The sequence below is a fragment of the Streptomyces sp. NPDC046379 genome, from assembly GCF_055587785.1.
Genome location: NZ_JBVJFP010000010.1, coordinates 70,721 through 95,730, shown reverse-complemented (window position 1 = coordinate 95,730; position 25,010 = coordinate 70,721). Strand labels below are relative to the sequence as shown.

The window sequence follows — 25,010 nt, the reverse complement described above, 5'->3', positions numbered from 1 at the left end:
GGTGCGGGCATGACCGACCGTGCCGAACCTTTGACGTACGACCGCTACTGCGAGGAAATCGCCGCGCAGGCACAGGAGTTGGAGGTGCTCGTCGCCTCCGGAGCCGATCTGTCCGCGACCGTGCCGACCTGCCCGGACTGGACCCTGGAACAGCTCGTCCGGCACGTCGGCTCCGTCCTGCGCTGGGCGGAGCTGATGGTGCGCACCCGCGCCGTGGAGATGATCCCCGGGGACCGGGTGCCGGGAGCGGCCGGGCCCGAGGCCCGGGGGGACGCGCCGGCGCTGGCGGCCTGGATGGCCGAGAGCGGCGAGCGGTTGGCGCGCACCCTGCGCGAGGCCGGGCCCGACACCGAGGTGTGGGGCTGGGCCGGGACCCGCACCGCGGGTTTCTGGGCGCGCCGGATGACCCACGAACTCGCCGTCCACCGCGCCGACGCGGTCCTCGCCGCCGGCCTGCCGTACCGCGTGGCCCCCGAGATCGCCGCCGACGCCCTCGACGAGTGGCTCGGCATCGTGGCGTACCTCCAGCGCAATGCCCCCGGCGAGGCGACGCGCGAGCTGCTCGGGCGGACCGGCAGCATCCACCTGCACGCCACCGACACGGACGCCGCCCTCGACGCCGAGTGGACCATCGAACTCACCGGGGAGGGGGTGGTGTGGCGGCGCGGCCACGAGAAGGCGACCGTCGCCCTGCGCGGGCCGCTCACCTCCGTGCTGCTCGCGTTCTACCGCCGACTGCCGCTGGACAGCCCCGGCCTCGACGTGCTCGGCGAGCGCGGGCTGCTGGAGTTCTGGCTGGAGCGGGCGTCCTTCGACTGAGGAGAACGCCCGCCCGGGACGGCGTTCGACCGAAGCCGCCCGCCGGGGGCGACCTGCGCATGAGGCCGCCCGCCGGGGCGACCTTCGCCGATGCCCCGCCCGCTCGGCTCAGCGGTCGTCGTTCGTGCCCCGGCGACGCAGGCCCAGGAACACCGCGGCCACGCCGACGGCGACCAGCACGGCGGCGATGCCGATGATCAGGCCGGTGTTGGAGCTGGAGCCGGTCGCGGCGAGATGGGAGTCGCCGGTGGCCGGCGACGGGACGCTGTCCGCGGAGGCCGGCGGGATGCTGGTCTGCGGAGTGGCCGGCGCGGGCGCCTGGGACGTCGGGTGCGCCGAGATGGCGGCCGCCGGCTTCGACGGGGCCGGCTTCGGGTCCTCGGAGTCGTCGGCGCAGGCCGTGCCCGGCGCGGTCAGATTCGGCCGGATGTCCTCGTCGACCTCGGCGCCGGCCTTGACGCGGATCCGGTAGACGGCGCCCGGCTTCCAGTCCTCGGCGAAGACCACGCTGACGCCCTCGGCCGAGCCCCGGACCTCCTGCTCACCGACGAACCGGGCGTCCGCCCCGTTGTTCTCGAGGTAGACGGAGACGAGCGCGGGCGTGCCGGCCGGATCCTTGGCCGTGACCGTGATGATCCCCTTGCCGCCGTCGCACTCGGCCGCGGCGGAGAACTGACCGATGTCACTGGCGAACGCGTGGCCCGCGACGCCGAGCGCGAACGCGGCCGAGACGGAGGCGGCGCCGAGGAAACGCACGCGGCGACGTGCGGTGCGGTGGATTATGGACACGTTTGTCCTTCAGGATCGCGCAGATTGCGGAGGGCTGAGGGGAGAGGCGGGACGATCGGAGTGTGCCGGCGCCTCACCACTCCCAGGAGACTCACAGGTCTATAAGCGTTCGATAACAGTGTCAATCTGCGGTCCCCGCGGGGGACTTGCCTTTACCCGCTCATGGGCCGCGAAGGGGTCTTACCGGCCACTGAGCCGCTCGAGGGCCGCCGGCGCCTCCTCGATGGTGTCCACCAGCGCGATCCGCGCCTCCATCGGCCGCTCCCGGGCGAGTGATCGCAGCAGCGGCCAGGCCGGCAACCGCTCCGTCCAGTGCGCGCGGTCGACCAGAACCATGGGGGTCGGCTCGCCGCGCGACTCGTAGTAGTTCGGGGTCGTGTTGTCGAAGATCTCCTGCACGGTCCCGGCCGCTCCCGGCAGGAAGACCACACCCGCGGTGCAGCGCGCCAACAGGCCGTCCTCGCGGGTGGCGTTGGCGAAGTACTTGGCGATGTGCGCGGCGAAGGCGTTCGGCGGCTCATGGCCGTAGAACCAGGTCGGGACGCCGACCGAGGGACCGCCGTGCGGCCAGCGGGCGCGCACCTCGAAGGCGGCCCGCGCCCAGTCGGTGACCGACGGGACGAACTGCGGTGCCTCGGCGAGGAGCCGCAGGGCCTCGGCGAGCATCCCGTCGTCGAACGGGGCGGCGTACGCGCCGAGGTTGGCCGCTTCCATCGCACCCGGGCCGCCGCCGGTGGCGACGGTCAGTCCGGCGCGGGCCAGCTCGCGCCCGAGCCGGGCGGCGCCCTCGTACGGCGCGGTGCCGCGCGCCATCGCGTGGCCGCCCATGACGCCCACCACCCGTGCGCCGACGAGGAGTTCGTCGAGCGCGTCGGAGATCGCGTCGTCGTGGACGGTGCGCAGCATGGACGCGAAGACGTCCCCGTCGGCCCGGGTCGACCGGAACCAGGCGTAGGCGTGGAAGTCGGGGGTGGCCTCGTAGCCCGCGTCGAGGGAGTCGAACAGCTCCTCGGGGGTGTACACGAAGCCCCGGTACGGGTCGAAGGGCAGGCCCGGTGCGGGCGGGAAGACGAGTGCCCCGGCGGCGGCGACCCGGTTCGCGGCCTCGGGGCTCATCGGGCAGCCGAGGAAGACGGCGCCCGAGACGTCGGCGGTCAGCAGGCGGTCCGTACGGCCGGTCAGATCGACGGCCTGGACCCGGAACCGGGCCAGGGTGCCATGGGCGGCGAGGACCTCGTCGAACTCGGCGAGCGACTCGATCTCGCGGTCGTGCGAGGCGGTGTGGGAGGCCGTGGCGCCGGTGGGGAAGGCTCCGCTGGACGAGTCCGCGGGGGCCGGCGCGGGAGCGGACGGGTGGGATGCGCGGGCGGGTGGTTGCTGCACCCGCCCATGCTAGGCACGAGGGCCGCCCGCCCCGCCGACGGGCGGCCGGTGCGGGCTCAGCCCTCGATGGCCGCCGGGTCCATCCACACGACCTCCCAGGTGTGGCCGTCCAGGTCGTCGAAGGCGCGGCCGTACATGAAACCGAGGTCCTGGGTCTCGCCCGAGGCGGTGCCGCCCGCCGCGATCGCCTTGTCCACCAGCTCGTCCACGTTCTCGCGGCTCTCGGCGCTCAGCGCGATCAGGACCTCGCTGGTCTTCGTGGCGTCCGCGATCTCCTTCTTGGTGAACTGGGCGTACTTCTCCTTGGAGAGCATCATCGCGATGATCGTGTCGCTGATCACGACGCTGGCCGTGGTCTCGTCGCTGAACTGGGGGTTGATCGAGTAGCCCAGTTCCGTGAAGAACTTCTTCGAGGCCTCGATGTCGTTCACGGGCAGGTTCACGAAGATCATCTGCTGGTACATGGCGGGGCCTTTCCCGTCGGGTTCGTCGTGTTCGGTGGGTAGACCGGGGCGGGTCCGCGAACTCATCGGCGCCCGAAGATTTTTTTCCGCGGGATCTCCGCAGTGTCCCTCAGCGGGCCAGGGGCTGGGCGGCCAGCTCGGCGACGACCAGGGTCAGCGGCGTGAAGACGGCGACGAGCGCCCCGGCGCGCAGCGCGGCGGCGGCGCGCAGCAGCGCGGCGGGGGCCCCGAGCCGCACCAGGGCGGCGGTGGTCTCGGCGCGGATCTGCCGGGCCTCCACGGCCGCGGTGAGCAGCGTGGCGACGGCGCAGCCGGCGACGAGCAGCGCGCCGAGGGTGGACAGCGGACCGAAGGACGGCCCGTCCGGAGCGCGCAGGACGGCCGTCGCGTACGCGGCGGAGGCGACGGCGCAGACCACGCCGAGGGGCCGTCCGATGCGGGACGCCTCCGCCATCAGGACCCGGCCCGCGAGCAGCCGCAGCGCCCCGGGCCGGACGGCCTGGAGCAGCCTGCCGGACAGGTGCGTGAGGCCGGGGCCGGCGAGGGCGAGCCCGAGGGCGGTGAGCGCCCACCCGAGAAGCACGCCGGCCGGGCCGCCGGTCAGTCCTCCGGGGAGGGCGAGTCCGGCGGGAGTGGCCGTGGCATGCCCGGCGTAGGCCTCGACGGCGAGCCCGGCGGCGACGGTGGCCATGCCCCAGGGAAGGGCGACGGGGGCGGCGCGGTGGTCGGTGGGGAGGGGCGAGGGGGCGGTGACGTCGTACGCCGGGCGGAAGCGGTCCTCGTGGCGGTCCGTCGGACGGGGGGCCGCCTCCCACACGTCCGCCTCCCACACGTCGGTCTCCCGCGCGTCCGCGGTGCGCGCGGTCGGCGCCCGGTGGGGCCGGTGGCCGGAGGGGCCGTACGACCCGACGGCCGCGGGCGCGCGACCGGAACCCTCCGCCGCGTGGGGCCGGGGGGCGCCGTCCCGGCCGCCGGTCGCGTGGGCCCGGCGGGCCTCGCCGGCGCCGTCCGTCCCGACGGGCCGGGCGGCATCCGCGGACGGCGGGCGGACGCGGCCGCCCGCTCCGGCGGACCCGCGCCCGGTGCCGTGGCCGCTGGCCCGCGCCCACCCCGACCGGCCGCCCTGCCTCGCCCACCCCGACCGGCCGCCCTGCCTCGCCCACCCCGACCGGCCGCCCTGCCTCCGCCCCGTGCGCCGGCTCTCCCGTGGCCGCAGGACCACGGCGACGGCCAGGGACGCCGCCGCCGGGACCAGGGCGAGGAGGGTGAGGGCGGCGGGGAGCGGGAGGGGGTGGCCCGCGGCGAGGAAGTCCGCCGCCGCGGCGTCGAAGGGCAGGCCCGTGAGGTCGCCGCGCAGGTGCAGGAAGAACAGCAGGGCGAGCGTCGAGCCGAGGGTGGTCGACAGGGCCGTCGTCGTCGCCGCGACGGCCATCAGACGGGCCGGGCCGAGGCCGATCGCGGAGAGGCCGGGGCGGGGCCGGGTGCCGGGGTCGGTGCGGGCGACGGCCACCGCGAACTGGACGGTGGCGGCGAGCGGCGCCGCGCACCAGGCGAGCCGCAGCGCGGAGGCGGCCGGATCGTGCGGGTGGCTCAGCGCGTGGCCGAGGGCGCACAGCAGCAGGAAGCCCGTGCCCGCCGAGGCCGCCGCGACGAGCAGCCGGCGCAGCTGGACGGCCGGGTGGGCGCTTCGGGTCAGACGGAGAGCGAGCACGCGGCCCGGCCTTCCGAGTCGGCGACCGGCGGCAGGTGCACGGTGTTGACGCGCCGGCCGTCGCGCAGCGACACCGTGCGGTCGGCGACGGCCGCGGCGTCCGGGTCGTGGGTGGCGAACACGACGGTGATGCCGTGCGAGCGGGCGGCCGTGGTGAGGGTGCGCAGCACCTGGGCGCGGTCGGCGCGGTGCAGGGGAGCGGTCGGCTCGTCGGCGAACAGGACCGTCGGAGCGGGGGCCACCGCGCGGGCGACGCACACACGCTGGCGCTCGGCCTTGGTGAGCTGGTGCGGGCGTTTGCGGGCCTTGCCGCCCACGTCGAGGCGCTCCAGCCACTCCAGGGCGGCGGCCTTGGCGCGGCGGCGGCCGATGCCGCGCAGCATCATCGGCAGCGCGGCGTTCTCCCAGGCGTTCAGCTCGGGGACCAGCGAGGGTCCCGGGTCGATCCAGGTGAAGCGCTCCCGGCGCAGCCGTTCACGGGCCACGGAGCCCATGGTGTGCACGGGGAGGCTGTTGAACCAGACCTCGCCGCGGCGGACGCGGACCAGTCCCGCGAGACAGTGCAGCAGGGTCGTTTTTCCGCTGCCGCGCGGACCCGTGACGGCGAGGATCTCGCCCTCCCGCACGGCGAGCGAGACGCCGCCGAGCGCGGCGAAGCCGTCGGGATGGGTGAAGTGCAGGGACCGTGCCCACAGCACGTCGTTGTCCGGTGGGGCCTCCATGGGCGTACACCTCGGTTCTGATCCGTTTTCCCGTGTGGTCCCCCGTCCGGGGGAACGAACAGCCGGGCCGATCGGTCACTGGCACGCTAGGCAGACCACGCGGGAAGCCCGGACAGCACACGGCCCCGGGCGGCCGTTCTCACTCGAACGGACGGGTCCGGGGCCGGTGTTGATCAGCGACGGGACGGTCAGAGCTTCGTCCACGCCTCCGTCAGCGTCGCGCGCAGGATCTGCTCGATCTCGTCGAACGTCCGCTGGTCGGAGATCAGCGGCGGCGCGAGCTGCACGACCGGGTCGCCGCGGTCGTCGGCGCGGCAGTACAGGCCGTTCTCGAACAGGGCCTTGGACAGGAAGCCGTACAGGACCCGCTCGGTCTCCTCCGCGTCGAAGGACTCCTTGGTCGCCTTGTCCTTGACCAGTTCGATGCCGTAGAAGAAGCCGTTGCCGCGGACGTCGCCGACGATCGGCAGGTCGTGCAGCTTCTGCAGCGTGGAGAGGAACGCGCCCTCGTTGTCCAGGACGTGCTGGGTGAGGTTCTCCCGCTCGAACAGGTCGAGATTGGCCAGGCCCACCGCGGCGGAGACCGGGTGGCCGCCGAAGGTGTAGCCGTGCAGGAAGGTGTTGCCGCCCTTGTAGAACGGCTCGGCGAGACGGTCGGAGACGATGCACGCGCCGATCGGGGAGTAGCCCGAGGTCATGCCCTTGGCGCAGGTGATCATGTCCGGGACGTAGCCGAACTTGTCGCAGGCGAACATCGTGCCCAGGCGGCCGAAGGCGCAGATGACCTCGTCCGAGACGAGCAGGACGTCGTACCGGTCGCAGATCTCGCGCACCCGCTGGAAGTAGCCGGGCGGCGGCGGGAAGCAGCCGCCGGCGTTCTGCACCGGCTCCAGGAAGACCGCGGCCACCGTGTCCGGGCCCTCGAAGAGGATCTGCTGCTCGATCTGGTCGGCGGCCCAGCGGCCGAAGGCCTCGGGGTCGTCGCCGTGGATCGGGGCGCGGTAGATGTTGGTGTTCGGCACTTTGTGCGCGCCCGGCACCAGCGGCTCGAAGGGGGCCTTCAGGGCCGGCAGGCCGGTGATGGACAGGGCTCCCTGCGGGGTGCCGTGGTAGGCGACCGCGCGCGAGATGACCTTGTACTTGGTGGGCTTGCCCGTCAGCTTGAAGTACTGCTTGGCGAGCTTCCAGGCGGTCTCGACCGCTTCGCCGCCGCCGGTGGTGAAGAAGACCTTGTTCAGATCGCCCGGGGCGTGGTCGGCGAGGCGCTCGGCCAGCTCGACGGCGCGGGGGTGGGCGTAGGACCAGACCGGGAAGAAGGCCAGCTCCTGGGCCTGCTTGGCGGCGGTCTCGGCCAGTTCCGTGCGGCCGTGCCCGGCCTGGACCACGAACAGGCCCGCGAGTCCGTCGAGGTAGCGCCTGCCCTTGTCGTCGTAGATGTAGGTGCCCTCGCCGCGGACGATCGTCGGGACGGGGGAGTTCTCGTACGAGGACATGCGGGTGAAGTGCATCCACAGGTGGTCGTACGCGGAGCGGCTGAGGTCCTTGGTGCTCACGGTTATCGGGTCCTCACGGGTTATCGGGTTCCCCACATGTAGGTCTGCTTCTTGAGCTTGAGGTAGACGAAGCTCTCGGTGGAGCGCACGCCGGGCAGAGCGCGGATGCGCTTGTTGATGACGTCCAGCAGGTGGTCGTCGTCCTCGCAGACGATCTCCGCGAGCACGTCGAACGAGCCCGCGGTCATCACCACGTACTCGACCTCCGCCATGCCGGTCAGCGCGTCGGCCACGGACTCCGCGTCGCCCTCGACGTTGATCCCGACCATCGCCTGCCGCCGGAAGCCCACGGTGAGCGGGTCGGTGACGGCGACGATCTGCATCACGCCCTGGTCGAGCAGCTTCTGGACGCGCTGGCGCACGGCCGCCTCCGACAGGCCCACGGCCTTGCCGATCGCGGCGTACGGCCGGCGGCCGTCCTCCTGGAGCTGCTCGATGATCGCGAGCGAGACGGCGTCCAGCTGGGGGCTGCCGTTCCTCGGCTCGCGGGGGGTCTCACGGGAGGTCTCGCGGAGGTCCCGCGTGCCTCTCTGGTCTGCGCTTCGACTGGCCACGACCTCACTGTGCATGAGGACTCGACGGTTTCGCAAGGCCGGATTGATGAAATCCGTTGTTTACGCGTTCGCAGTGTGCGGATTTCGCAGAATCGGCGCGGCGGGGGGTGTTGAAACCGTCGGGCAACCGATTAGGGTGGGCATCTCAAGGAATGGACACCCCGACAGGAGGGCCGGCAGTGACCACCGAACTGCGTCGCCTGCGCAACTACATCGACGGAGAGTTCCGGGACGCCGCCGACGGACGGACCACGGAGGTGGTCAACCCCGCCACCGGCGAGGCGTACGCGACCGCTCCGCTCTCCGGACAGGCCGACGTCGACGCCGCCATGGCCGCCGCCGCGGCCGCGTTCCCGGCGTGGCGGGACACCACGCCCGCCGAGCGGCAGAAGGCCCTGCTCAAGATCGCCGACGCCTTCGAGGAGCGGGCCGAGGACCTGATCGCGGCCGAGGTGGAGAACACGGGCAAGCCGGTCGGGCTGACCCGCTCCGAGGAGATCCCGCCCATGGTCGATCAGATCCGCTTCTTCGCGGGGGCGGCCCGGATGCTGGAGGGCCGCTCCGCGGGCGAGTACATGGACGGCATGACCTCGATCGTCCGCCGCGAGCCGGTCGGCGTCTGCGCGCAGGTCGCGCCCTGGAACTACCCGATGATGATGGCCGTGTGGAAGTTCGCCCCGGCCATCGCGGCGGGCAACACGGTCGTGCTCAAGCCGTCCGACACGACCCCCGCCTCCACGGTCCTGATCGCCGAGATCCTCGGGGAGATCCTGCCCAAGGGCGTCTTCAACGTCATCTGCGGCGACCGCGACACCGGCCGTCTGATGGTCGAGCACCCGGTCCCGGCGATGGCCTCCATCACCGGCTCGGTGCGCGCCGGCATGTCGGTCGCCGAGTCCGCCGCCAAGGACGTCAAGCGCGTCCACCTGGAGCTGGGCGGCAAGGCCCCGGTCGTGGTCTTCGAGGACACCGACATCGCCAAGGCCGTCGAGGACATCTCGGTCGCGGGCTTCTTCAACGCCGGCCAGGACTGCACGGCCGCCACCCGCGTGCTCGTGCAGGAGTCCATCCACGACGAGTTCGTGGCCGCGCTCGCCAAGGCGGCGGCGGAGACGAAGACCGGGCGGCCCGACGACGAGGACGTCCTGTACGGCCCGCTGAACAACCCGAACCAGCTCCGGCAGGTCGCCGGCTTCATCGACCGGCTGCCCGCCCACGCCAAGGTGGAGACCGGCGGTCAGCGGGTCGGCGACAAGGGCTACTTCTACGCCCCGACGGTCGTCTCCGGCCTCCAGCAGGACGACGAGATCATCCAGAACGAGGTCTTCGGCCCCGTCATCACCGTCCAGTCCTTCACCGACGAGGACCAGGCGGTGGGCTACGCCAACGGAGTCGAGTACGCCCTCGCCTCCTCGGTGTGGACCAAGGACCACGCCCGCGCGATGCGGATGTCCAAGAAGCTGGACTTCGGCTGCGTGTGGATCAACACCCACATCCCGCTGGTCGCGGAGATGCCGCACGGCGGCTTCAAGAAGTCCGGCTACGGCAAGGACCTGTCGGGGTACGGCTTCGAGGACTACACGCGGATCAAGCACGTGATGACGTCGCTGGACGCCTGACGACGCACGGCGCGCGGCCCCGGACGGGACTCTCCGTCCGGGGCCGCGGTGTGCTCGGGGCCGTGCCGGCGAGAGGGCGGGGCGGGTTCCACGGATGCCGGTGGGGCGCCCGCGCGGACGTGCCCGCCCGGACGCGGTCGCCCGCGCGGACGTGCGCCGGTCAGTGGCCGTGCGGCGCCTCGTCGTGCCCGGTCGGCTCCGGGGCCGGCTCCGTCGCCGCCGGTGCGCCGCCGCCCGCGCGGACGGTGAACGCCGCGGTGCGGACCTCGCCGTCGATCTTGAAGTCCAGGAACAGGCGGTACGTCCCCGGGCTCGGCGCCGTCGCGGAGAAGGCGACCTCGGGGCCGGACTCGGCGTCGCCGTGGACCTCGTCGTGCGGGTGAACGTGGAGGTAGGCCAGGTCGCCGGAGCGCAGGGCGACCAGGTGGCCGTACGCGCCCAGGTAGGGCTGGAGGGCGGTGACGGGGCGGCCCGCGCGGGTGACCGTGAACGTCAGCGTGCTCTCGCCGCCCGCCTTCAGGCCGCCGGCGAGGGCGACCGTGTAGCCGTCCACCTCGGCGGTGCGGGACGGCGCGGGGAGGTTCCCCGGCGCGTAGTCCCCGGTGACCGCGAGGTCGGCGCCCAGGGTCAGGCCGTCCTGCTGGGCGGCGGGCGTGAAGTCCGCGAAGACGCGGTAGGCGCCGGGGTCGGGGAGGTCGGCGGTGGAGCGCCAGACGCCGTCGGAGCCGCGTGCGGAATGCAGATGGCGGTAGACGGTCAGATCGCGTGAGGCGACGATCAGGTGCAGTTCCTTCCCGTGCTCGCGCCGGTACTCGGTCACCGGCCGTCCCCTGCCGTCGCGCACGACGAAACGCAGTTCGCTCTCCTCGCCCGCCCGCACGCGCGGGGTGTCCAGGTCCAGGGTGTAGCCGCGCTCGGAGACCTGGAGGCCGCCGGGGGCGGTCCCCGGCGCGGAGGGCGTGCTGCTCGCCGCCGGGCGCTTCGCCGCCGTCTCCGTCTTCATCTCCGCCGTCGTCTCCGTGGAGATCGGGTTCACGGCGTCGCCGATGCCGTAGGCGACGGCGAAGGACGTGGCGAGTGCGGCGGTGAAGGCGCCGATCTTCTGTGCGGGACGCATCGCGGGCTCCTGGAGTCGCTCGTCTGACTTGCCTCAGCATACCCTTGGGGGGTATACATGGCCTCAGCTTATACCCCACTGGGGTATGAGGGAAGTTGGACGAAGCGCCCGGGGAGGACGCCCCCCGGACAGGAGGAGTGAGGACGCCATGACGATCGCCCCGGCACCCGGCGCCGCCCAGGTCGAGCTGGCCATCGGCGGAATGACCTGTGCCTCCTGCGCGGCGCGCGTCGAGAAGAAGCTCAACCGCATGCCGGGCGTCACCGCCACCGTCAACTACGCGACCGAGAAGGCGAAGGTCAGCTACCCGGCCGGCGTGACCGTCCCCGACCTGATCGCCACCGTCGAGGCCACCGGGTACACCGCCCACGAGCCCACTGCGCCGGACGCCGCCGCCCCGCCCGCCGAGACCGACGAGCTGAAGCCGCTGCGCGAACGGCTCGTCACCGCCGTCGTCCTGGCCGTGCCCGTGATCGCCATGGCGATGGTCCCGGCCCTGCAGTTCGAGTACTGGCAGTGGCTGTCCCTGACCCTCACCGCGCCCGTCGTCACCTACGCCGCCTGGCCCTTCCACCGCGCCGCCTGGACCAACGCCCGGCACGGCGCGTCCACCATGGACACGCTGGTCTCCGTCGGCACCGCGGCGGCGTTCCTGTGGTCGGTGTGGGCGCTGTTCCTCGGCACCGCGGGCACGCCGGGCATGACCCATCCCTTCGAGCTGACCATCGCCCGGGGCGACGGCTCCGGGAACCTCTACCTGGAAACGGCCGCCGGGGTGACCGCCTTCCTGCTGGCCGGCCGCTACTTCGAGGCCCGCTCCAAGCGGCGGGCGGGCGCCGCGCTGAGGTCCCTGATGGAACTCGGCGCGAAGGACGTCACCGTGCTGCGCGACGGCGCCGAGCACCGGGTGCCCGTCGCCGATCTGAAGCCGGGCGACCGCTTCCTCGTCCGGCCCGGCGAGAAGATCGCCACCGACGGGACCGTGGTCGAGGGCTCCTCCGCCGTCGACGCCTCGATGCTGACCGGCGAGTCCGTGCCCGTGGAGGTCGGCGTCGGCGACACCGTCACCGGCGCGACCGTCAACGCGGGCGGGCGGCTCGTCGTCGAGGCCACCCGGGTCGGGGCCGACACCCAGCTCGCCCGGATGGCCCGGCTCGTGGAGGACGCCCAGAACGGCAAGGCCGCCGCCCAGCGGCTCGCCGACCGGATATCCGGCGTGTTCGTGCCGGTCGTCATCGCGCTCGCCCTCGGCACCCTCGGCTTCTGGCTCGGCAACGGCGCCGAAGCCGCGACGGCGTTCACCGCCGCCGTCGCCGTGCTGATCATCGCCTGCCCCTGCGCCCTCGGCCTCGCCACCCCGACCGCGCTCATGGTGGGCACCGGGCGGGGCGCCCAGCTCGGCATCCTGATCAAGGGCCCGGAGGTGCTGGAGAACACCCGGCGCGTGGACACCGTCGTCCTGGACAAGACCGGCACCGTCACCACCGGCCGGATGACCCTGCTGGCCGTGCACACCGCCGACGGCGAGAGCGAGGCGGAGGTGCTGCGGCTGGCCGGGGCGCTGGAGCACGCCTCCGAACACCCGATCGCGCGGGCCGTCGCCGCCGGCGCCGAGGAGCGCGTCGGAAGCCTGCCGGCGCCGGAGGACTTCACGTCGGTGGCCGGACTGGGAGTGCGGGGCGTCGTGGACGGTCACGCGGTCCTCGTCGGACGGGAGAAGCTGCTGGCCGACCGGTCGCTGGAACTGCCGGAGGCACTGCGCGCGGCCAAGACGGCGGCCGAGCGGGACGGCCGCACCGCCGTCGCGGTCGCCTGGGACGGGCGGGCGCGTGCCGTGCTGGTGGTCGCCGACGCGGTGAAGGACACCAGCGCCGAGGCAGTGGCCCGGCTGCGGGCGCTGGGGATGCGGCCCGTGCTGCTCACCGGCGACAACGAGGCCGTCGCACGGGCGGTCGCCGCCGAGGTCGGCATCGAGGAGGTCATCGCCGAGGTGCTGCCCGAGGACAAGGCCGCCGTCGTGCGCCGGCTCCAGGAGGAGGGCCGTACGGTCGCCATGGTCGGCGACGGGGTCAACGACGCCGCCGCCCTCGCGCAGGCCGACCTCGGACTCGCCCTGGGCACCGGCACCGACGCGGCCATCGAGGCCGGCGACCTCACCCTGGTCCGGGGCGACCTGCGCGCCGCCGCCGACGCGATCCGGCTCTCCCGGCGCACCCTCGGCACGATCCGCGGCAACCTGTTCTGGGCCTTCGCCTACAACGTCGCCGCGCTGCCGCTCGCCGCGGCCGGACTGCTCAACCCGATGCTCGCCGGGGCGGCCATGGCCTTCTCGTCGGTCTTCGTGGTGAGCAACTCCCTGCGGCTGCGGGGCTTCAAGGCGGCGTGAGGCATCTTTACGCCCCCCTTTTGAACACGTTCAAAAGGGGGGCGTAGGCTCGGGTCATGAGCGACAGAGCCGCCCTGCTGAAGGGCATTCGCGCGTGGTTGGCGTTCTTCGTGGTCTGCCTGGTCCTCAGCGGGGCGACGGCCTTCCCCCTGGTCCACGAGCTGCGCTGGGCCGAGGAGTTCCTCCGGTCGACGTTCGTGCCCGAGCAGCTGCCGGGGCTGATGGAATGGGTCGAGCGGGTGCGGCGGGGGCTGGACGCCACCGACGCCGACCACCCGTTCGTCCTGTACGGCACGGACTGGCTCGCCTTCGCCCACCTGGTCATCGCGGTCGCCTTCTACGGCCCCTACCGCGACCCGGTCCGCAACATCTGGGTGGTCGAGTTCGGGATGATCGCCTGCGCGATGGTCGTCCCGCTCGCCCTGATCTGCGGGCCGGTCCGCGGCATCCCCGGGTGGTGGACGGCCATCGACATGTCGTTCGGGGTGTTCGGGATGATCCCGCTGTACGTGGTGCGCCGCAGGATCAAGCGGCTGGAGGCGCTCACCGCGGCCCCGGACCCCGCCCTTCTCGCCCGAACCGCTCCTGCGCGGCCATGACCTCGTCGCCGTGCTCGAACGCCCGGGCCCCGAAGGCGTCGATCCCTCCGCCGCCGAGCGCATCGCCGCCGCGGCCACGGACGCCCGTGTGGTGAAGGCGTTCAACCTCTGCCACGTCGACGTCTGGAGGCTGACCCCGCCCGTCTTCGACGGCCGCCCCCTGGCGGTGCCGCTGTGCGGCGACGACGAACGGGCGCTGTCCGCCGTACGGCGGCTGGTGCGCGACATCGGCTGCGAGCCGGTGAACGCCGGGGACCGGACCGGGCGGGGCTGGTGGAGGCGACGGCGGCGCTGCTGATCGGGCTGTGGGTGGGGGACGGGGCCGACGCGCAAGCGATCGCGCCGCCGCTCAGCTTCGCCGGTCCCCGGCGGTGAGGCGGTCGCGCAGGGCGCACAGGGCGTCGACGCGGTTGGTGGTGATGGAGTCGACGCCCGCCGCGACCAGCCGGCGCATCGTGCGCCGGGTGTCGGCGGTCCAGACGGACAGCAGGTAGCCGTCGCGGTGGACGCGGTCGGCGAGGTCCCGGTCCACGAGGCCGAAGCGGTAGTTGAGCCAGCGCGGGCGCACCGCCTCCAGCAGGGCGGGCCTGGGCGGGGCCAGCGTCGTCCAGGTCAGGGCGATCTCGGCGGCCGGGTCGGCCTCGCGCACCGCGAGCATCGCCCGCGCGCCGGCGCAGTAGTACACCCGGTCCTGAGCCCCGCACTCGCGGACCACGTCGACCACCCGGCGCGCCGCCCGGACGTCCGGCGTGCCGGGCAGGTCCAGCATCAGCCGGCTGCCGTCCGTCGCCACGAGGGCCTCGGCCAGCGTCGGCACCCGGCCCCCGGTCAGGCCCCGCACCTCGTCCGCCGACAGGGCGAGCACCGGCCGGTCGTGCTCCCACAGCCGCTTCAGCGTCGGGTCGTGCAGCAGCACGGGGACGCCGTCGCGGGTCAGGCGCACATCGGTCTCCACCGCGTCCGCGCCCAGGTCGAGCGCGGTGCGCAGGGAGTCGATCGTGTTCTCGGGGTGGTGGTAGGGGGCGCCGCGGTGGGCCACGGCGATCACGTTCCGCATGGGCCCATTGTGGTGGGTCGGGCCCTGTAACGGGTCGGCCCCGGCGGGTCAGGACGCGAGCCACCGCGCGGTGTACTCGTCGATCTCGGCGGTCAGTCGCGCCTTGCCGGGCTCGTCCAGGAACGACGCCTCGACCGCGCCCCGCGCCAGGCCGGCGAGACCGCGCTCGTCCAGGTCGAGGAGGCGGGCGGCGACGGCGTACTCGGTGTTGAGGTCGGTGCCGAACATCGGCGGATCGTCGGAGTTGACCGTCACCGGCACGCCCGCGTCGACGAACTCCCGGATGGGGTGCTCGTCCAGGGTGCGCACCGCGCGGGTGGCGATGTTGGAGGTCGGGCACACCTCGAGCGCGATGCGGTGCTCGGCGAGGTGCTCCAGCAGCTTCGGGTCGCGGGCGGAACTCGTGCCGTGCCCGATGCGCTCGGCGCGCAGATGCGTCAGGGCGTCCCACACGGTCTCCGGCCCGGTGGTCTCGCCGGCGTGCGGCACCGAGTGCAGCCCCGCGGCGATGGCCCGGTCGAAGTACGGCTTGAACTGCGGCCGGGGCACGCCCACTTCGGGCCCGCCCAGCCCGAAGGAGACCAGCCCCTCCGGGCGCAGCCGGTCGTCGGTGGCGAGCCGGACGGTCTCCTCGGCGGACTCCAGCCCCGCCTCGCCGGGAATGTCGAAGCACCAGCGCAGCACGGTCCCGAACTCGGCCTCGGCCGCGGTGCGGGCGTCCTCGATCGCCTCCATGAACGCCTTGGCGTCGATGCCGCGGCGGGTGGAGGAGAACGGCGTGACGGTCAGCTCCGCGTACCGCACCTGCTGCCGGGCCAGCTCCCGGGCCACCTCGAACGTCAGCAGCCGCACGTCCTCCGGGGTGCGGATCAGCTCGACCACGGACAGGTACACCTCGATGAAGTGCGCGAAGTCCGTGAAGGTGAAGTAGTCGACCAGAGCCTCGGGGTCGGTGGGCACCTTCGAGTCGGGGTGGCGGGCGGCCAGTTCGGCGACGATCCGCGGGGACGCCGAGCCGACATGGTGGACATGCAGCTCCGCCTTGGGCAGTCCGGCGATGAAGGCGCGCAGATCACGGTCGCCGGTCATGGCGGCCACGAGACGGTCGGACAAGGGTTCCTCCCCGGGAACGGCGCCCCGGGCCTGGCCGGCGGGACGCGGGTGATCGGCTGATCGACGGGTCGGGATCATCGTAGGCCGGGAGATGTCGCGGGGGACCGGGCCCCCGTGCCGACGGTTCTGGTCGTAGCATGACCGCACGCGTTCGACCGCGTACGACAGAGGGGACCCCGCGCATGTCCGACGACCCGCAGCCGCCGGCAGCGCCGGAGCACAACGCCGCCGACGGGCAGGGGGCGTCCGCGACCGGCGGTGACGCCCGTGACCCGTGGGCGCCCGAGAAGTCCGTGCGGGAGACGAGCCCCGGCGCGGCGCTGGACAGCGACGCCATCCCGGTCGTGCGGGACGACCCCGACCCGTGGGCCGCGCCCGCGGGACCCGGCATGACCGTCGCGTCGAGCGGCCCCGTCGCCCCCGTGCCGCCCTCCGTGCACGACCAGCAGACGGTCACCTCGATGCCCACCGCCGACGGCAACCCGGCCCCCGCCCAGCCCTGGGCGGCGCCGGCCCCGTCGACCGGCGGACCCGGGGCGTACCCGCCGCCCAACCCGTTCGCGCCCCCCGGCCCCGGCACCCCGCCGGCGGGCACCCCCCACCAGCCGGGCACCCCCTCGGCGGGCACCCCCTACGCGCCGCCCACCGGCCCGGCCGCGCCCCCGCAGGGCGCCGTCCCGGCCCCGGCGATCGCCCCCGACGGCCCCGGCCGGGCGCCGTACGGCTATCCGGCGGCCGGCTACGCCTACCCGGCGCAGCCCGTCCACGCCGGCCAGCACGCCCCCGGCCACCACCATCAGCCCTACCCCGGCTGGACCGGCATGCCGGCCATGCCGAACAACGGGCTGGGCACCGCCGCGCTGATCGTCGGCATCGTCTCGGTCGTCGGCTTCTGCCTGTGGCCGCTCGCCATCGTCACCGGCGTCCTCGGCGTCGTCTTCGGCGTGATCGGCAGGCAGCGGGCGAGCCGGGGCGAGGCCACCAACGGGGGCCAGGCCCTGGCCGGCATCATCTGCGGAGCCGTCGGCGCGGTCGTCGGCATCCTCCTGATGCTGGCGCTGTTCCTCGCCTGACCGCTCACGCCGGGCGCGGGACGGCGTCCTGATCCCGCGCCCGTATCCGCTCGCGCGCCGCCATCAGCGCGAACCCCAGCAGATTCGCCCCCCGCCACCGCTCCGGGTCCCCGGCCGCGGCGTCGTCCGCCGCCAGGCCGATGCCCCAGACCCGGTCCACGGGGCTCGCCTCCACCAGCACCCGGTCCCCCGTGTCCAGCAGAAACTCCCGCAGACCGGCGTCGGCGCCGAACTTGTGCACGCTCCCCTCGACCACGATGCCGAACCGCTCGCGCTCCCACACCGCCTCGTCGAAGCCGCGCACCAGCCGCCCCGCCCGCTTGGCCTGCGCCGGATGCTCCGCGGCCAGCGCCAGCCGCTCGGCCTCCGCGTCCCCGAAGAGACGGGCCTTCGCGGCCATCATCCAGTGCTCGGCACTCGCGTACGCCACGCCGTCCACCGTGAACGGCGACGGCCACCACTGGCTGAGACAGCCGGGACCGATCCGTCCGCCCGGTCGCGGCCGGTGCCCCCAGAAGTACAGGTACTTCACCCTCACGCCCGCCCGGACGGCCTCGACCAGCGCTTCGCGCGAGCCGATCCGTCCCGGCGCCCCCGTCGTGTTCTCCATGCACGCGAGTCTGGCAGGCGCCACTGACAGTCCGTCCTGCCTTTTCCCGGGCGACTCGACACCTGGTCGACAGATTCCGTCGTGTAACCAAAAGGCAACAACGGAATCCCTTGTTGATGACCCACTGCTCTGTCAGGATCGGCACTCAAATCGAGCTGGAGCCACGCCGCCGAAGGAGAGCGACATGCACGACGCGGGTCAGGGCACCCCGGAACGATTCGCCGCACGGGACCGGTTCGCGGACGGTGCGCAGTACATCGCCGGCCGTCTCACCCACGGCACGTCGGGCCGTACGCACGCCGTCGTCGACCCGGCCACGGGCGACGAGGTGCTGCGCTACGCACTGGCCGGCGCCGACGACGTCGACGCCGCCGTGGCCGCCGCCCGCGACGCCTTCCCGGGATGGTCCGCCGCCACCCCCGGCGAGCGGTCCGACGCCCTGCACCGCCTCGCCGCCGTCCTCGCCGACCGCGCCGAGGACTTCGCCCGCGCCGAGTCCCTGCAGTGCGGCAAACCGCTGAAGCTGACCCGCGAGTTCGACGTGCCGGGCACGATCGACAACACCGCCTTCTTCGCCGGCGCCGCCCGTCACCTCCAGGGCCAGTCGGCCGGCGAGTACTCCGGCGACCACACCTCGTACGTGCGCCGCGAACCCATCGGCGTCGTCGGCTCCGTCGCGCCCTGGAACTACCCCCTCCAGATGGCCGCCTGGAAGATCCTCCCGGCGATCGCCGCGGGCAACACCGTCGTCCTCAAGCCCGCCGAACCCACCCCGCTCACCTCCCTGCTGTTCGCCCGGGCCGCCGCCGACGCGGGCCTGCCGGACGGGGTCGTCAACATCGTCACCGGCGCCGGCCGGGACGCGGGCGAGCGCCTCGTCGGCCACCCCGATGTCGCGATGACCTCCTTCACCGGCTCCACCCCCGTCGGCAAGCGCGTCGCCGAGATCGCCACCGCCACCGTCAAGCGGATCCACCTCGAACTCGGCGGCAAGGCGCCCTTCGTGGTCTTCGACGACGCCGACCTCGAGGCCGCCGTGCACGGCGCGGTCGCCGGCGCGCTCATCAACACCGGGCAGGACTGCACCGCCGCCACGCGCGCCTACGTGCAGCGCCCCCTGTACGAGGAGTTCGTCGCCCGGACCGCCGCCCTCATGGAGACCGTCCGGCTCGGCGACCCGTTCGCCCCCGGCACCGACCTCGGGCCGCTGATCTCGCACGCCCACCGCGACCGGGTCGCCGGCTTCGTCGACCGGGCGCGCGCCTACGCGCGCGTGGTCACCGGCGGCGAGGCCCCGTGGGGGGAACTGAAGGACGGCGCCTACTACCGGCCCACGCTGATCGCCGACGCGCCCCAGGACAGCGAGATCGTCCAGGCCGAGATCTTCGGCCCGGTCCTCGTGGTCCTGCCCTTCGACACCGACGACGAGGGGATCGCGCTCGCCAACGACACCCCGTACGGGCTCGCCGCCTCCGCGTGGAGCCGGGACGTGTACCGCGCGGGCCGTGCCACCCGTGAGATCCGGGCCGGGTGCGTCTGGGTCAACGACCACATTCCGATCATCAGCGAGATGCCGCACGGCGGCTATGGGCAGTCCGGCTTCGGCAAGGACATGTCCATGTACTCGTTCGAGGAGTACACGCAGATCAAGCACGTCATGTTCGACAACACGGCGGTGGCCCGCAAGGACTGGCACCGCACCGTCTTCGGGGACCGATAGCCACCAGGCCGCCCGACCCGCGGCCGCCCATCCTCCGAAAGGGCACCACGCGCATGGAGCAGTACGAGCCCGACCGCCCGTCGCCGGCCCAAGCGGCCGCCATGCGGCGCAGCCTCCGCAACGGCAGGGCCTCCCTCAGCCGCCGCTCGCTGCTGCGCGCCTCCGCGGGCGGCGCACTCACGGCCGGCGGCCTCGGCGCGCTGAGCGCCTGCGGCATTCCGCCGGCCGCGAAGACCTCGGGCGTCTCGTCGGAGGACCACTCGGCGAAGGAGAAGACCGTCAGCTTCTCCAACTGGACCGAGTACATGGACGTCGACGAGAGCGAGAAGCACCACCCGACGCTCGACGCGTTCACCAGGCGGACCGGGATCAGGGTCGAGTACACCGAGGACATCAACGACAACGTCGAGTTCTTCGGCAAGATCAAGCCGCAGCTCGCGGCCGGCCGGCCCACCGGACGCGATCTGATCTGCGTCACCGACTGGCTCGCCGCCCGGCTCATCCGCTTCGGCTGGGTCCAGAAGCTGGACCCGGCCAACCTGCCCACCGCGTACGCCAATCTCTCCCGGCAGTTCCGCAGCCCCGACTGGGACCCGGGGCGCGCCTACTCCTACCCGTGGACCGGCATCTCCACGGTCATCGCCTACAACAAGAAGGCGCTGGACGGCGTCGAGGTCAAGTCCGTCTCCGACCTGCTGGACAACCCGAAGCTCAAGGGGCGGGTCGGCTTCCTGTCCGAGATGCGCGACAGCGTCGGCATGACCCTGCTCGACCTGGGCAAGGACCCGGGCCGGTTCACCGACGACGACTTCGACGCGGCGATCGCCCGCCTCCAGAAGGCCGCAGACCGGGGCCAGATCCGCCGGTTCACCGGCAACGACTACACCTCCGACCTCACCAAGGGAGACTTCGCCGCCTGCCTCGCCTGGGCCGGCGACGTCGTCCAGCTCAAGGCCGACAGCCCCGACGTCGACTTCCTCATCCCGGACAGCGGCTACATGACGTCCACGGACAACCTGCTGGTCCCCAACAAGGCACGGCACAAGACCAACGCCGAGCGCCTCATCGACTACTACTACGAGCCCGGACCGGCCGCGCAGCTCGCCGCGTACATCAACTACGTGTGCCCGGTCGACGGGGTGAAGGACGAACTCGCCGAGATCGACGAGGACGCGGCGAACAACCCGCTGATCCTCCCCGACGAGGAGATGGCCGCGAAGTCCCGCGCCTTCCGCTCCCTGAGCTCGAAGGAAGAGACGGCCTACGAAGAGAAGTTCGCGAAGCTCACAGGGGCGTGACGACCATGACGACCACAGACCACAGCGGCGACGTCCGCCTCTCGGGCATCACCAAGACCTACGGCTCCTTCACCGCCGTCCACCCGCTGGACCTGACCGTCCCGCAGGGCTCCTTCTTCGCCCTGCTCGGCGCGTCCGGCTGCGGCAAGACCACCACCCTGCGCATGATCGCGGGCCTGGAGGAACCGACCGGCGGCACCGTCCACCTCGGCGACCAGGACGTGACCCGGCTGCCCCCGTACAAGCGGCCGGTGAACACCGTCTTCCAGTCCTACGCCCTCTTCCCGCACCTCGACGTCTTCGAGAACGTCGCCTTCGGGCTGCGCCGGCGCGGGATCAAGAGCGTGAAGAAGCAGGTCGGCGAGATGCTCGACCTGGTCCAGCTCGGCGAGCAGGCCCGCCGCAGGCCGCACCAGCTCTCCGGCGGCCAGCAGCAGCGCGTCGCCGTCGCCCGGGCGCTGATCAACCACCCCAAGGTGCTGCTGCTCGACGAGCCGCTCGGCGCGCTCGACCTGAAGCTGCGCCGCCAGATGCAGCTGGAGCTCAAGCGCATCCAGACCGAGGTCGGCATCACCTTCGTCCACGTCACGCACGACCAGGAGGAGGCCATGACCATGGCCGACACGGTCGCCGTGATGAACGCGGGCCGCGTCGAGCAGCTCGGCGCCCCCGCCGACCTGTACGAGAACCCGAGGACGACGTTCGTCGCCAACTTCCTCGGCACCTCCAACCTCATCGAGGCCGAGGTCGACACCGCGGGCGGCGACGAGATCGTGCTGAGGGCGGGCGGCGGCAAGCTGACGCTGCCCCGGGCGCGCTGTACGGCCCCCACGGCGGCCGGCGGAAAGGTGCTGGTCGGCGTGCGGCCCGAGAAGATCTCCCTCACCCACGCCGACGACGCGGGCGCGATCCCGGCGGGCCGCAACCGCGTCACCGGCAGGATCGCCGACGCCAGTTTCATCGGCGTCTCCACGCAGTACGTCGTCGACAGCCCGGCCGGCGCGGAGCTGTCCGTGTACGTCCAGAACGTCGACCGCGACATGCGTCTCGTCCCCGGCGCCGAGGTCGTCCTGCACTGGAACCCGGCCCACACCTTCGGTCTGGACGCGGCCCAGGACATCGACGCGGGCACCGAGGAAGAGGCGGTCTGATGGCGACCGTCACCGAAGCGCCGCCCCTGGCGCCCGCACCCGAGGCGAAACCCCCGCGCCGGTGGGGCCGCTGGACGCCGTACCTCCTGCTGCTGCCCGGTCTGCTGTGGCTGCTGGTCTTCTTCGCGCTGCCGATGGTCTACCAGGCCTCCACCTCCGTGCAGACCGGCTCGCTGGAGGAGGGGTACGAGGTCACCTGGCACTTCGCCACCTACTGGGACGCGCTGTCCGAGTACTGGCCGCAGTTCCTGCGCTCGGTGCTCTACGCGGGCGCCGCGACCGTGCTGTGCCTGCTGCTGGGCTATCCGCTGGCGTATCTGATCGCGTTCCGCGCGGGCCGCTGGCGCAACCTGATCATGATCCTGGTGATCGCGCCGTTCTTCACCAGCTTCCTGATCCGCACGCTGGCCTGGAAGACGATCCTCGCGGACGGCGGCCCGGTCGTCGGCGCCCTGGACGCGCTGCACGTCCTGGACGTCACCTCCTGGCTCGGCATGACCGCCGGCGACCGGGTGCTGGCCACCCCGCTGGCGGTGGTGTGCGGACTGACGTACAACTTCCTGCCGTTCATGATCCTGCCGCTGTACACCTCGCTGGAGCGGATCGACGGCCGGCTGCACGAGGCCGCCGGGGACCTGTACGCGCGGCCCGTCACCACCTTCCGCAAGGTCACCTTCCCGCTGTCGATGCCGGGCGTGGTCGCGGGCACCCTGCTGACGTTCATCCCGGCCGCGGGCGACTACGTGAACGCCGACCTGCTCGGCTCCACCGACACCCGCATGATCGGCAATGTGATCCAGTCGCAGTTCCTGCGGGTTCTGGACTATCCGACGGCGGCGGCGCTGTCCTTCATCCTGATGTTCGCGATCCTCGTCATGGTGTCGCTCCACATCCGCAGGTCCGGCACGGAGGATCTGGTCTAAATGGCATTCGTGAACTGGTTCAGGCGCCATCTCGTGGTGCTCGCCGGACTGCTGACGCTCGGTTATCTGCTGCTGCCGAACGTCGTCGTGACGGTGTTCTCCTTCAACGACCCGAAGGGCCGCTTCAATTACGAGTGGCAGACGTTCTCCACGGACGCCTGGACCGATCCCTGCGGGGTCTCCGGGCTGTGCGACTCGCTCGCGCTCAGTCTCCAGATCGCCTTCTGGGCGACGCTGGGCGCGACCGTGCTCGGCGCGATGATCGCCTTCGCGCTGGTCCGCTACCGGTTCCGGGCGCGGGGCGCGGTCAGCTCGCTGATCTTCCTGCCGATGGCGATGCCCGAGGTCGTGATGGCCGCCTCGCTGCTGACGCTCTTCCTCAACATGGGCGTGCAGCTCGGTTTCTGGACGATTCTCATCGCCCACGTCATGTTCTGCCTCAGTTTCGTCGTCACGGCCGTCAAGGCGCGCGTGATGTCGATGGACCCGCGTCTGGAACAGGCCGCGCAGGACCTTTACGCCGGTCCTTTCCAGACGTTCCTCCGGGTGACTCTGCCGATCGCGGCGCCGGGCATCGCGGCGGGCGCGCTGCTCGCCTTCGCGCTCTCCTTCGACGATTTCATCATCACCAATTTCACCGCGGGCTCGACCGTCACCTTCCCCATGTTCGTCTGGGGCTCGGCACAGCGCGGAACGCCCGTCCAGATCAATGTCGTGGGCACGGCCATGTTCCTGCTCGCCGTGCTGTTCGTCCTGGTTTCCATGGTCGTCGGAAACCGCCGCACCAAGCACAAGTCCTGACAGTCGTGGGGAGTTGAAAATCATGGCCCCAAGCGCCATGAACCGTTGGACCAGATCTCTTTCCGACGCCCAGCCGGTCCCGTACTGGCTGGACGACCCCGGCAGGCCCCGCCCCGAGCCCGCGCTGACCGGCGCCGAGACCTGCGACCTGCTGGTCGTCGGCGGCGGCTACAGCGGACTGTGGACCGCGCTGATCGCCAAGGAGCGCGACCCCGCACGGGACGTCGTCCTGCTGGAGGGCCGCGAGGTGGGCTGGGCCGCCTCCGGCCGCAACGGCGGCTTCTGCGCCGCCTCCCTCACCCACGGCCTGCCCAACGGCCTCACCCGCTGGCCCGGCGAGATCCACAAGCTGCAGGAGCTGGGCGCCCGCAACCTCGACGAGATCGAGCAGGCGGTCGCCCGGCACGGCCTCGACTGCGACTTCGAGCGCACCGGCGAGATCGACGTGGCCACCGAGACGTACCAGGCGTGGGAACTGCGCGACTGGTACGAGCGGATGGTGCGCGAGGGGCTCGGCGACGGCTTCGAGTTCCTGGACGCCGACGCCGTCCGCGCCCAGGTCCACTCGCCCACCTTCCAGGCCGGCCTGCACGACCGCCGGGGCGTCGCCCTGGTGAACCCGGCCAAACTGGTCTGGGGCCTCAAGCGGGCCTGCCTGCGCCTCGGCGTGCGGGTCTACGAGCACACCCCCGCGCTCACCCTGAAGCCGTACGGCGCCGGGATGAGCGTGCGCACCCCGTACGGCGAGGTCCGCGCCCGCAAGGCAGCCCTGGGCACCAACATCTTCCCCAGCCTGGTCAGACGGGCGCGGCACTACACCGTCCCCGTCTACGACTACGCCCTGATGACCGAGCCGCTCACCGACGAGCAGCTCGCGTCGGTCGGCTGGCGCGGCCGGCAGGGCCTCGGCGACAGCGCCAACCAGTTCCACTACTTCCGCCTCTCCGCCGACAACCGCATCCTGTGGGGCGGTTACGACGCCATCTACCCCTACGGCGGCCGGGTGCGCGCCGAGTACGACGACCGCCCCGAGACGTACGCCAAGCTCGCCGGCCACTTCTTCACCTGCTTCCCGCAGCTGGAGGGCCTGCGCTTCACGCACGCCTGGGGCGGGGCGATCGACACCTGCTCACGCTTCTCGGCGTTCTTCGGCACGGCGTACGGCGGCCGGGTCGCCTACGCGGCCGGGTACACCGGCCTCGGGGTGGGCGCCACCCGCTTCGGCGCCGACGTCATGCTCGACCTGCTGGCGGGGGAGCGCACCGAACGGACCGAGCTGGAGATGGTCCGCAGGAAGCCGCTGCCCTTCCCGCCGGAGCCGTTCGCCTGGACCGGCATCGCGCTCACCAAGTGGTCGCTGGCCAGGGCCGACGCCCACGCCGGGCGGCGCAATCTGTGGCTGCGGACGATGGACCGGCTGGGGCTCGGCTTCGACAGCTGACCGCCCGCACGGGCGAACGGGCGGGCGTGCGGCACACGCCCGTGTGATCCGGCTCACTCGGACGAGTGAGCCGGACCCGCGTAATGGACGCCGGTGACCTCCCTCTC

Annotated in this window: 22 protein-coding genes and 1 pseudogene; 12 read left to right on the top strand and 11 right to left on the bottom strand. The window is 72.7% G+C overall.

What is annotated here, in order from left to right; all coding sequences use genetic code 11:
- Positions 1 to 9 precede the first annotated feature (9 nt).
- Positions 10 to 819: a maleylpyruvate isomerase family mycothiol-dependent enzyme gene (locus ACZ6KF_RS18845; protein ID WP_469239281.1), complete on the top strand. Its 810-nt coding sequence runs from the start codon at positions 10 to 12 to the stop codon at positions 817 to 819.
- Positions 820 to 927: 108 nt separating this feature from the next.
- Here ACZ6KF_RS18845 and ACZ6KF_RS18840 read toward each other — a convergent pair whose 3' ends face one another.
- From ACZ6KF_RS18840 to ACZ6KF_RS18810, 7 genes are all read right to left on the bottom strand, one after another.
- Positions 928 to 1,608, bottom strand: a complete 681-nt coding sequence (locus ACZ6KF_RS18840) for an LAETG motif-containing sortase-dependent surface protein (RefSeq protein ID WP_469239279.1) — start codon at positions 1,606 to 1,608, stop codon at positions 928 to 930.
- A gap of 180 nt (positions 1,609 to 1,788) precedes the next feature.
- On the bottom strand, positions 1,789 to 2,868 hold the full coding sequence (locus ACZ6KF_RS18835) for an LOG family protein (protein ID WP_469239416.1): 1,080 nt from the start codon (positions 2,866 to 2,868) through the stop codon (positions 1,789 to 1,791).
- Between the two features lie 179 nt (positions 2,869 to 3,047).
- Positions 3,048 to 3,455: a VOC family protein gene (locus ACZ6KF_RS18830; RefSeq protein ID WP_356630010.1), complete on the bottom strand. Its 408-nt coding sequence runs from the start codon at positions 3,453 to 3,455 to the stop codon at positions 3,048 to 3,050.
- A 109-nt stretch (positions 3,456 to 3,564) separates the two neighbouring features.
- Positions 3,565 to 5,166 (bottom strand): hypothetical protein, encoded by a 1,602-nt coding sequence (locus ACZ6KF_RS18825; RefSeq protein ID WP_469239277.1) that lies wholly within the window; start codon positions 5,164 to 5,166, stop codon positions 3,565 to 3,567.
- Positions 5,148 to 5,888, bottom strand: coding sequence for an ABC transporter ATP-binding protein (locus tag ACZ6KF_RS18820; protein ID WP_356630006.1), 741 nt, complete (start codon positions 5,886 to 5,888; stop codon positions 5,148 to 5,150). Before ACZ6KF_RS18820 ends, ACZ6KF_RS18825 begins: the two co-directional genes overlap by 19 nt.
- 188 nt (positions 5,889 to 6,076) lie before the next feature.
- On the bottom strand, positions 6,077 to 7,441 hold the full coding sequence (locus tag ACZ6KF_RS18815) for an aspartate aminotransferase family protein (protein ID WP_356630004.1): 1,365 nt from the start codon (positions 7,439 to 7,441) through the stop codon (positions 6,077 to 6,079).
- A 20-nt stretch (positions 7,442 to 7,461) separates the two neighbouring features.
- A complete protein-coding gene (locus ACZ6KF_RS18810; RefSeq protein WP_356630002.1) occupies positions 7,462 to 8,010 on the bottom strand; it encodes an Lrp/AsnC family transcriptional regulator in 549 nt (182 codons plus the stop codon).
- Between the two features lie 164 nt (positions 8,011 to 8,174).
- Between ACZ6KF_RS18810 and ACZ6KF_RS18805 the strand changes: the two genes are divergently transcribed.
- Positions 8,175 to 9,614: a gamma-aminobutyraldehyde dehydrogenase gene (locus ACZ6KF_RS18805; RefSeq protein ID WP_469239275.1), complete on the top strand. Its 1,440-nt coding sequence runs from the start codon at positions 8,175 to 8,177 to the stop codon at positions 9,612 to 9,614.
- Between the two features lie 160 nt (positions 9,615 to 9,774).
- Here the strand turns inward: ACZ6KF_RS18805 and ACZ6KF_RS18800 are convergent, their stop codons facing one another.
- Positions 9,775 to 10,731: a hypothetical protein gene (locus ACZ6KF_RS18800; RefSeq protein WP_469239273.1), complete on the bottom strand. Its 957-nt coding sequence runs from the start codon at positions 10,729 to 10,731 to the stop codon at positions 9,775 to 9,777.
- Positions 10,732 to 10,879: 148 nt separating this feature from the next.
- Here ACZ6KF_RS18800 and ACZ6KF_RS18795 point away from each other — a divergent pair, with 148 nt between their 5' ends.
- From ACZ6KF_RS18795 to ACZ6KF_RS18785, 3 genes and pseudogenes are all read left to right on the top strand, one after another.
- Complete coding sequence (locus tag ACZ6KF_RS18795; RefSeq protein ID WP_469159033.1) at positions 10,880 to 13,117, top strand: heavy metal translocating P-type ATPase; 2,238 nt, start codon at positions 10,880 to 10,882, stop codon at positions 13,115 to 13,117.
- 56 nt (positions 13,118 to 13,173) lie between these two features.
- Positions 13,174 to 13,716, top strand: coding sequence for a hypothetical protein (locus tag ACZ6KF_RS18790; RefSeq protein WP_469159034.1), 543 nt, complete (start codon positions 13,174 to 13,176; stop codon positions 13,714 to 13,716).
- Between the two features lie 43 nt (positions 13,717 to 13,759).
- A pseudogene (locus tag ACZ6KF_RS18785) lies at positions 13,760 to 14,091 on the top strand (NAD(P)-binding domain-containing protein); the annotation flags it as partial.
- Here ACZ6KF_RS18785 and ACZ6KF_RS18780 read toward each other — a convergent pair.
- Together ACZ6KF_RS18780 and ACZ6KF_RS18775 are read right to left on the bottom strand one after the other, a co-directional pair.
- Complete coding sequence (locus ACZ6KF_RS18780) at positions 14,066 to 14,773, bottom strand: glycerophosphodiester phosphodiesterase (RefSeq protein WP_469239271.1); 708 nt, start codon at positions 14,771 to 14,773, stop codon at positions 14,066 to 14,068. The pseudogene ACZ6KF_RS18785 and the gene ACZ6KF_RS18780 overlap by 26 nt on opposite strands.
- Before the next feature lie 48 nt (positions 14,774 to 14,821).
- Positions 14,822 to 15,862 carry an adenosine deaminase gene (locus tag ACZ6KF_RS18775; RefSeq protein ID WP_469159067.1) on the bottom strand — a complete coding sequence of 347 codons (1,041 nt, stop codon included), beginning with the start codon at positions 15,860 to 15,862 and terminating at the stop codon, positions 14,822 to 14,824.
- Between the two features lie 206 nt (positions 15,863 to 16,068).
- Here ACZ6KF_RS18775 and ACZ6KF_RS18770 point away from each other — a divergent pair, with 206 nt between their 5' ends.
- The gene (locus ACZ6KF_RS18770; RefSeq protein WP_469177212.1) at positions 16,069 to 16,959 is read left to right on the top strand and encodes a DUF4190 domain-containing protein; all 891 of its coding nucleotides are present in this window, start codon (positions 16,069 to 16,071) and stop codon (positions 16,957 to 16,959) included.
- Between the two features lie 4 nt (positions 16,960 to 16,963).
- On the opposite strand, the gene ACZ6KF_RS18765 is transcribed toward ACZ6KF_RS18770, so the two are convergent.
- A complete protein-coding gene (locus ACZ6KF_RS18765) occupies positions 16,964 to 17,569 on the bottom strand; it encodes an NADAR family protein (RefSeq protein ID WP_469239269.1) in 606 nt (201 codons plus the stop codon).
- A gap of 184 nt (positions 17,570 to 17,753) precedes the next feature.
- Between ACZ6KF_RS18765 and ACZ6KF_RS18760 the strand changes: the two genes are divergently transcribed.
- The 6 genes from ACZ6KF_RS18760 to ACZ6KF_RS18735 are packed head-to-tail and all read left to right on the top strand — an operon-like array spanning position 17,754 to position 24,903.
- Positions 17,754 to 19,289: a gamma-aminobutyraldehyde dehydrogenase gene (locus ACZ6KF_RS18760; RefSeq protein ID WP_469239266.1), complete on the top strand. Its 1,536-nt coding sequence runs from the start codon at positions 17,754 to 17,756 to the stop codon at positions 19,287 to 19,289.
- A gap of 53 nt (positions 19,290 to 19,342) precedes the next feature.
- Complete coding sequence (locus ACZ6KF_RS18755; protein WP_469239264.1) at positions 19,343 to 20,587, top strand: ABC transporter substrate-binding protein; 1,245 nt, start codon at positions 19,343 to 19,345, stop codon at positions 20,585 to 20,587.
- A 5-nt stretch (positions 20,588 to 20,592) separates the two neighbouring features.
- Positions 20,593 to 21,738 carry an ABC transporter ATP-binding protein gene (locus ACZ6KF_RS18750; RefSeq protein ID WP_469159040.1) on the top strand — a complete coding sequence of 382 codons (1,146 nt, stop codon included), beginning with the start codon at positions 20,593 to 20,595 and terminating at the stop codon, positions 21,736 to 21,738.
- Positions 21,738 to 22,661 carry an ABC transporter permease gene (locus ACZ6KF_RS18745; protein ID WP_469239263.1) on the top strand — a complete coding sequence of 308 codons (924 nt, stop codon included), beginning with the start codon at positions 21,738 to 21,740 and terminating at the stop codon, positions 22,659 to 22,661. Before ACZ6KF_RS18750 ends, ACZ6KF_RS18745 begins: the two co-directional genes overlap by 1 nt.
- Complete coding sequence (locus tag ACZ6KF_RS18740; protein WP_356629976.1) at positions 22,662 to 23,462, top strand: ABC transporter permease; 801 nt, start codon at positions 22,662 to 22,664, stop codon at positions 23,460 to 23,462.
- A gap of 22 nt (positions 23,463 to 23,484) precedes the next feature.
- Complete coding sequence (locus ACZ6KF_RS18735) at positions 23,485 to 24,903, top strand: NAD(P)/FAD-dependent oxidoreductase (protein ID WP_356629974.1); 1,419 nt, start codon at positions 23,485 to 23,487, stop codon at positions 24,901 to 24,903.
- Positions 24,904 to 25,010 lie beyond the last annotated feature (107 nt).